The sequence below is a fragment of the Allobosea sp. P1_A7 genome (assembly GCF_056406775.1).
Window position 1 is genome coordinate 1 of sequence record NZ_JBFTZN010000285.1, and the last position, 7,459, is coordinate 7,459.

The 7,459-nt window shown below is 65.4% G+C and carries 6 protein-coding genes; all 6 read left to right on the plus strand.

Annotated elements, in window-relative coordinates:
- Positions 1 to 923: NAD(P)/FAD-dependent oxidoreductase (locus tag AC1D34_RS31155; RefSeq protein WP_476826307.1), on the plus strand; the 923-nt coding region annotated here is incomplete at its 5' end.
- A 189-nt stretch (positions 924 to 1,112) separates the two neighbouring features.
- A complete protein-coding gene (locus tag AC1D34_RS31160) occupies positions 1,113 to 2,783 on the plus strand; it encodes a peptide ABC transporter substrate-binding protein (protein ID WP_476826308.1) in 1,671 nt (556 codons plus the stop codon).
- A 10-nt stretch (positions 2,784 to 2,793) separates the two neighbouring features.
- Positions 2,794 to 3,744 (plus strand): ABC transporter permease, encoded by a 951-nt coding sequence (locus AC1D34_RS31165; protein ID WP_476826309.1) that lies wholly within the window; start codon positions 2,794 to 2,796, stop codon positions 3,742 to 3,744.
- Between the two features lie 3 nt (positions 3,745 to 3,747).
- Positions 3,748 to 4,638 (plus strand): ABC transporter permease, encoded by an 891-nt coding sequence (locus AC1D34_RS31170; protein ID WP_476826310.1) that lies wholly within the window; start codon positions 3,748 to 3,750, stop codon positions 4,636 to 4,638.
- A gap of 81 nt (positions 4,639 to 4,719) precedes the next feature.
- Positions 4,720 to 5,622 carry a LysR substrate-binding domain-containing protein gene (locus tag AC1D34_RS31175; protein WP_476826311.1) on the plus strand — a complete coding sequence of 301 codons (903 nt, stop codon included), beginning with the start codon at positions 4,720 to 4,722 and terminating at the stop codon, positions 5,620 to 5,622.
- 377 nt (positions 5,623 to 5,999) lie between these two features.
- On the plus strand, positions 6,000 to 7,459 hold a 1,460-nt coding region (locus AC1D34_RS31180; RefSeq protein WP_476826312.1), incomplete at its 3' end, for a TonB-dependent receptor.

Sequence of the window (7,459 nt, forward strand, 5' to 3'; positions counted from 1 at the left end):
CCGAGGGCTTCACCGATCACCCGATCATGACGCCGCGCGGCTGCCTGACGGTTGCGCAGGCGGGGCAGGAGGCGGCGCTCATCCGCCTGCGCGACAATCTCCACTCCGTCGGCGCCCGTGCCGAGTATCTCGGCGGCCGCGCCGCGCTCGCGCATTTCCCGGCGCTGGTCGCCGACAAGGTCGATGCCGGGGTCTATGAGCCCGATGCGATGGATATCAACGTCAATGCGCTGCTGCAGGGCTATTTGCGCGGTGCGAAAGGCAATGGTGCCTCGCTGCTGACCAAGGCCGATGTGCAGTCGATCCGCCGCGAGGGCGAGTTCTGGAGCGTGCGCCTGGGCGATCGCGAGCTGCGCGCCCCGCTGCTGCTCAATGCCGCCGGCGCCTGGGTCGACGAGGTCACGCGGCTGGCAGGACTTGGCGCGCTGGGTGTGGTGCCGCACCGGCGGACCGCCTTTACCTTCGCGCTGCAGCCCGGCTTCGACACGCGTGATTGGCCGCATGTCAGCAATGTCGGCTACGGCTGGTATGTGAAGCCGGAAACCGGCTGCCTGATGGGAAGCCTGGCCGACGCGGTGCCGACGGAGCCGGGCGATGTCTATCCCGACGACATGGATGTCGCGCAGGCGATCGAGAATATCGAGCAGGATACGCTGTTGCGGGTCGGCCGGCCGCTCAGCCAATGGGCCGGCCTGCGCAGCTTCGTCGCCGACAAGAACCCGGTGGCCGGCACGCGGCCGGACGCGCCGGGCTTCTACTGGCTGGCGGGGCAGGGCGGCTGCGGCATCCTGACCTCTCCGGCCATGGGGCAGGCGATCGCCGCGATCATGGCCGGAAGCAGCCTTCCGGCGAACCTTTCCGAGCTCGGCCTCACCGCCGCGGATCTTTCACCGATGCGGGACGGGCTGCAACGAGCGGCCTAGAGCGTGCCGCGAAAAGTGGCGACGGTCTCTCACGAGAAAGATGCTCTAAGATATTGGATTTGATTACGTATTCTGCATTTTGACGTACTTCCCTGGCCGCAGAAGACGTGATCCAGGGCCTTTGCCGGCACGAGCCGGCCATCATTCGAGGCTGAACACAGCCCGTGCCGATAAAAGGGGATAGAAGCGATGATCGATAGCAAGGCAGGCAGCGGCGCCAGCCGCCGTGAACTTCTGGGCCTTGGCCTCGGCGCCGGAGCAGCCTCGCTGCTCGGCGGGCTCAACGCGGCCCAGGCGCAGTCCCGCCCCTTGGTGCCGCCGCAAAAGCCGCGCGGCCAGGTGATCGCGGGGATTTCGCAGGAACCGACCGTCTTCAATCCGCTGATGCCTGGCAGCGAAGTCGACCAGGGCGTCTGGTGGCAGCTCTTCAACCCGCTCTGGTCCATCGATCCGCAGGGTAGGCTCGTCGCCGATCTCGCGACCGAGGTTCCGAGCGTCGGCAATGGCGGCCTTTCCGCCGACGGGCTGGTCTGGAAGATCAAGCTGCGCCGGGACGTGAAATGGCATGACGGCACGCCGTTCACCGCCGAGGACGTCAAATACACGCTCGACCTGATCAATACCCCCGGCTTCAGGGTCCGCAACCGCGTCGGCCACAGCCTCGTCAGGGATATCGTCGTCGTCGCCCCCGACGAGATCCACTGGCGCATGGAAAGCGCCTATTCGCCCTATCTCTCGATCCTGGCGCTGACCTTCATCGTGCCCAGGCACATCCTGGAAAAGGCGCAGGATCCGAACACGGCGCCGTTCAACAGCGCGCCCGTCGGCACCGGCGCCTTCCGCTGGGGCGAGCGCGTCGCCGGCGACCACCTGCTGCTCCAGGCCAACCCGGCCCATCACGGCGAGGGCCCCTATCTCGAGCGCGTCGTCTTCAAATACATCCCCGATCTGACGATGCTCTACACGCAGTTCCGGACCGGGCAGATCGACTATCTCGGGCTCAGCGGCATCTCCGCCCATTTCGTCAAGGAGGCGCAGGGCTTGCGCGGCCGCAAGCTCTCGCTGTCGCCGACCGCCTTCATCGAGCATATCGCGCTCAACCTCGAATTCGCGCCCTTCGCCGACAAGGCGGTCCGGGAAGCGCTCTATCTCGGCATGAACAAGCAGGCGCGGATCGAGGCGCTGTATTACGGCCTTCCGGTGCCAACCGAGTCCTTCCTGCCGCAGCAATCCTGGGCCTATGATTCAAGCCTGCCGGCGCAACGCCATGATCCCGCCAAAGCCAATGCGCTGCTCGATGCCGCCGGCTGGGCCCGCGGCGCCGACGGCATCCGCCAGAAGAACGGCATGCGTCTCGAATTCGCCAACTCGACCACGGTCGGCAATCCCGGCCGCGAGCAGTCGCAGCAGCTCCTGATGCAGGATTGGCGGGCGCTCGGCGTCGCCATGCGCATCAACAACATGCCGGGAGCGGTGATCTGGGGCGAGTTCTGGCAGAAGTCGAAATTCGAATCCGTGATGGTCGGGTCCAATTTCATGCTCGGCAACGACCCGGACGTGACTCCGCGCTTCAGCAGCAAGGCGATCCCGGCCAAGGCCGGCAGCGGCCTGAACACCTATCAGTACCAGAACCCCGAAATCGACCGGCTGCTGGCCGAGGGCGCGAGCCAGTTCGACCAGGCGCAGCGCAAGGCGACCTATGGCAAGATCCAGAAGATCATCCGCGACGATCTCGTCCTGCTGCCGATCTACCAGACGGTGATGGCCGAAGGCATCAAGGACGGGCTGCAGGGCTTCGCCGCCAATATCAACTGCTCGTCGAATTGCTGGAACATGCGCAGCTGGTTCTGGGCTTCGTGAGCGGGCGCTGATGATCCCCTTTCTCCTGAGGCGGCTCTGGCAGTCCCTCATCCTGCTGACCATCGTCTCGATGATCGGCTTTGCGATCCTCTATCTGGCGCCGGGCGGGCCGATGTCGCAATTCGCCCAATCCGCCCAGATGTCGCAGGAGGATCTCGACCGCATCGCCCGCCAGCTTGGGCTCGATCGGCCCTTGCCGGTGCAGTACTGGGACTGGCTGCTGCGCATGCTGAGCGGCGACTGGGGCCGCTCCTTCCGCGACAACAGCCCGGTCTGGAGCGTCATCGGCTCGCACCTGCGCGCCACCTTCGAGCTGATGGCGGTCTCGACGCTGATCGCCATCGCGCTCGGCTGCTGGATCGGCATCCTGGGCGCGATCCGGCGCTATTCCATCTTCGACATGGTGGCGACGGTCGGCGCGATGGTGGCGCTCTCGATCCCGACCTTCTGGTTCGGGCTGATCGCGATCTACCTGTTCTCGGCCCAGCTCGGCTGGCTGCCGGCCGGCAATCGCCAGACCATCGGCGACGGCTCCTTCCTCGATGTCGCGCATCATCTCATAGCGCCGGCGCTCGTGCTGGCGCTGGTCGAGACCGCGATCTGGGCCCGCTTCATGCGCTCGGCCATGCTTGACGTGATCGGCCAGGACTATATCCGCACCGCCCGCGCCAAGGGGCTGCCGGAGCGGGCGGTGCTGCGCGGCCATGCGATGCGCAATGCGCTGCTGCCGCTCATCACCCTTGCCGGCCTGCAGTTCCCGACGCTGCTCGGCGGCGCGCTGGTGACCGAGACGGTCTTCACCTGGCCGGGAATGGGGCGGCTCTTCCTCGATTCCGTGGAATACCGCGACTATCCCGTGGTCATGGGCATCCTGATGTTCTCGGCCGTGATGGTCCTGCTCGGGTCGCTGCTGGCCGACATGCTCTACGCGGTGGCTGATCCKCGCATCCGGATGGGGTGAGCCATGACCGACGCAGCAGGCCTGATCGACCTGGCCGACACCCGCGCGGGAAGCGAGCACAAGAGCGCCTGGAGCCGCTTCCGGCGCCACAAGCTCGCCATGGCCGGAGCCGTGACGATCGCGATCCTGGTACTCGGCGCCTTCCTCGGGCCCTATCTCCTGCCCTTCGACGACACCCATATCGATGTGATGCATCGTTTCGCGCCGCCGCTGTCCGGCGCCCATGTCCTCGGCACCGATGAACTCGGCCGCGACATCCTCGCCCGGCTGATGATGGGCGGGCGGATCTCGCTCGCGATCGGCTTCACCGCCATGGCGATCGCGATCGCGGCCGGGACCGGGGTCGGGATGATCGCGGGCTATTACGGCGGCATCATCGGCTCGCTCCTGATGCGCTTCGTCGATGCGATCCTGTGCTTTCCGACGATCTTCCTGCTCCTGGCGCTGGCCGCACTGGTCAAGCCCGGCCTGCTCTCGATGACGCTGCTGATCGCGGCGACCTCGTGGATGAATGTCGCGCGCATCGTCGAGGCGCAGATCAGGGCGCTGCGCGACCAGGATTACGCGGTCGCTGCCAGGGCGATGGGGGCGTCGAGCCTGCGGATCATGTGGCGCAACCTCCTGCCCAATGCTGTCGCGTCGATCGTGGTCGCAGCGACGCTCAATGTCGCCAAGGCGATCCTGCTCGAATCCTATGTCAGCTTTCTCGGCTACGGCATCCAGCCGCCCAACGCGAGCTGGGGCAATATGCTCAACAACGCGCAGATCTACCTGTCGAGCGCGCCCTGGCTTGCCATCATGCCCGGTCTCGCCATTACATTGGCCGTCACCAGCTTCAATTTCGTTGGTGATGGCCTGAGGGATGCCCTCGACCCGCGCATGGAGATCAGCTGAAGACATCGCCCGGGCAAGGTGACGCCCTCTGGCGCGGCCGGCAGCGGCTGGCTGCGCGACATGAACAGGCAGGAGGTCGCTTTGACCCGCAGGCTCCCCTCATTGAATGCGCTGCGCTGCTTCGAAATCGTGGCGGCCGAGCTCAGCATCAAGAAGGCCGCGCTCGCCCTGCATGTCAGCGAGAGCGCGGTGAGCCGCCAGGTCCGCATTCTGGAGGAGCAGCTCGGCGCCCAGCTCTTCCTGCGCAATCACAATGGCCTGGAGATCACCGATGCGGGCCAGCGGCTCGCGGTCAGCGTCAAGGAGGCGTTCGACCATATCGCCAATGCGGTGAATCCGTTCCAGAACGACCGCGAAGCCGTGACCATCAAGGTGCTGCCGACCTTCGCACTGCGCTGGCTGCTGCCGCGGCTGCGCTCCTTCCAGGAACGGCACCCGCTGATCAAGGTGAATGTCCAGACGCGCCTGAACGACATGACGCTGAACGACACCGATGCCGATCTCGGCATCCGCTATGGCGTCGGCAACTGGCCGCGCGACTACACGACCGAGCTCTATGCCGAATGGATTTTGCCGGTCTGCGCGCCGGGCTATCTCGCCGGGCGCCAGGCCAGCGAGACTGACCTCGCCCAGGCGACGCTGCTCCACCCCTTGCCGGATCGGCAGGACTGGGCGACCTGGACGGAGAAATCGGGGACGAATCTCGATCCGCGCAGCGGCCTCGATTTCGACGCCCTCGACATGGCGCTCAGCGCCGCCGAAGCCCGGCTCGGGGTCGCCATGACCGATGTCGTGCTGGCCCATGAGGCGATCCAGGCCGGCAGGCTCGTCGTGCCGCTGCGCAAGGCGGTGCCGACCGGCGCCTCCTATTACCTCGTCCGTCCGCCCGACATGCGGCGCCGGCGCGAGGTCAAGCTGGTCGACGAATGGATCTGCGACGAAATCTCGTCGGCGCGCGATCTCGTCCGTCTCTACGCGGCCTGACGCTGCCGCCCTCCCGTCGGTCGGCTGCCTCTGATTTTGTCCGGGCGGCCTGCAAAAATTGAAATCGACTGGCCCTCGGGAATCCGGTGCGAGTGCCCGGCCGGCGCGAGCCAGGGCCTGCGCCGGTGTGCATGATCCGTTTTGGGCTGAAATGGGCTCGCGCCAAGTGATTGTTTGGTCAGATTTATTTCCAAATATCGAAGTTATTTTTGAATTAGTCGAAAGTAATAATCGACACTGCGAATGATGTTTGAAATGTATGTTTAAACATAGTTCCCGTGTTGTTGACGATGAATAAGGATTGATCGATACGAAGCCCCATGAATCACGCCGCTATTGTTCGATGCGGCATGTTTTTGAATTTTCATGAGGGCGTGATGAAGCTTCGAAGCGATCCAATGGTGAGCCGCGTGGTCCCGGCGCTGCTGGGCATGGGGATGTTCGGCCTTGGCGCAACGGGCGCCTTGGCTCAGGGCGCCGCGCCGACGCGCGTGCAGCTCGACGAGATCGTCGTGGACGGGCAGGGCACGAAGAGCGAGGTCCCGCCCCCCTTTGCCGGCGGACAGGTGGCTGAAGGGGCCAGGCTCGGTCTGCTCGGCAATACGCAGACCCTGAAGTCGCCGTTCAACATGACGAGCTACACGGCGGCCCTGATCCGGAACCTGCAGGCCGCGACGGTCGCCGATGCGCTGATCCTCGATCCCTCGGTGCGCAGTTCGCACCCGTCGGGCGGAATCGTGGATTCCTTCAACATCCGCGGCTTTCCGATCTCGGAAGGCAATAATGGCGAGATCGCCTTTGACGGCGTCTTCGGCGTTGCCCCGAACTATCGCGTCTTCACCGATTATGCCGAGCGGATCGAGGTCCTGAGGGGGCCCGCGGCAGCTCTCGGCGGCATCGCCCCGAATGGCGGTATCGGTGGCATCATCAACATCGTGCCGAAGCGGGCGGAGGGCGATCTCACCCGGATCGGCGCGGAGTTTGCGTCAAAAGCCTATGGCGGCGCCACATTCGACGTCGCGCGGCGCTATGGCGCGGGCCGCGAGTTCGGTGTCCGGGTCAATGGCAGCCTGCGCGGCGGCGATACCGCGGTCGACAGGCAGTATAACGGCACGGGCATCGGCTCGCTCGCGCTCGACTACCAGGGCGAGCGCTTCCGCAGCTGGCTCTATGTCCTGGCGCAGCGCGATTACTGGGACGCGCCCACGCGCCCCTTCCTGGCCAGCCCCGGCGTTGCGGTGCCGGCGGCCCCGAGCGGGCGTCGCAACGTGATCCAGCCCTGGGAGCATTCACGGATCGACGACGGCTCGGTGCTGTTGAAGAACGAGTACGATCTCACTGATAACGTGACGGTCTTCGCCAATGTCGGCGGCTCGCAATCCCATGTCGACCGGTTCTTCGGCAACTCGCCCTTGCCGACGATCCTGAACGGCCGAGGCGATGTCACCTACATCCCGCAATATCTCGATCTGGCGATCGGCCGGCAGACCTATGATGGCGGCCTCCGGGCCCGCTTCGAGACGGGCTTCATCAAGCATGAGCTGACCTTCCAGGCGTCCTATTATCACGACGAGATCGAGCGGGCGCTGACCGCTGGCCGGCCCGTGAGTTCGAACATCTACGCCCCCGTCCTGACCCAGCCGCAATATGCGACCCGCGTGCCCCGGGCCAGAACCTCGGACAGCGATCTCACGAGCGTTGCGCTGGCCGATACGCTCTCCATCCTGGACGAGCGCGTCCTGCTGACGCTGGGGGTGCGCCGCCAATCCGTGGAGACGAACAATTACTCGACCACGACCGGCGCCGTGACCTCGTCCTATGACGAGCAGGCCACGAC